The 504-nt window shown below is 44.8% G+C and carries 1 protein-coding gene; it reads right to left on the bottom strand.

Features of this window, described 5'->3' with window-relative positions; translation table 11 throughout:
* Nucleotides 1–234 precede the first annotated feature (234 nt).
* Nucleotides 235–504 (bottom strand): transposase (locus ACF8D4_RS14550; RefSeq protein WP_392468801.1); only part of this gene is annotated, 270 nt, incomplete at its 5' end.

The following is a 504-nucleotide window of genomic DNA, read 5'->3' as shown; positions in this document are numbered from 1 at the left end:
ATATGTACACCTCGATCATATCAACGCTTTTATGGGTAACAGAAGTAATACTGCGTACGTATATCCGACCTGTTTATGAGGACCTTTATCCTCTGGCCTTAATGAGAACCGCGCCCTTGTTGCATATCATCCCTCCGGAATCAAAGTTCCTTGTACTTGAGCTGCTTTACAAAGGCCGGTATTACCTGTTACTTCATTAGCTACTTTTGCATTTTAGGAAGTGACTATCTCCTATCAGTTTGGCCGATACTCTGTACGATAAAACAGCATCGCCCAAATGATCCTTGCAAGTTTATTGGCTACAGCTACGACGGCTTTGTGTTTTCCTCGGCGCTCGATAAGCTTTAACGCCCACTGTGAAATGCGATCATTACTTTTGTCCGCATACCTAATGACTGACCAAGCACCTTGAATGAGTAATCGCCTCAAGTGACTATTCCCCCGCTTAGTGATACTGCCAAGTTTTTGTTTCCCGCCGCTGGAAAACTCCTTGGGAACCAAGCC

This window comes from Shewanella sp. YQ_9 (assembly GCF_043103185.1).
In the GTDB taxonomy this organism is placed as follows: domain Bacteria; phylum Pseudomonadota; class Gammaproteobacteria; order Enterobacterales; family Shewanellaceae; genus Shewanella; species Shewanella algae.
Note: the sequence above shows the minus strand (reverse complement) of the source record. Positions and strands in the feature narration are given on the sequence as shown.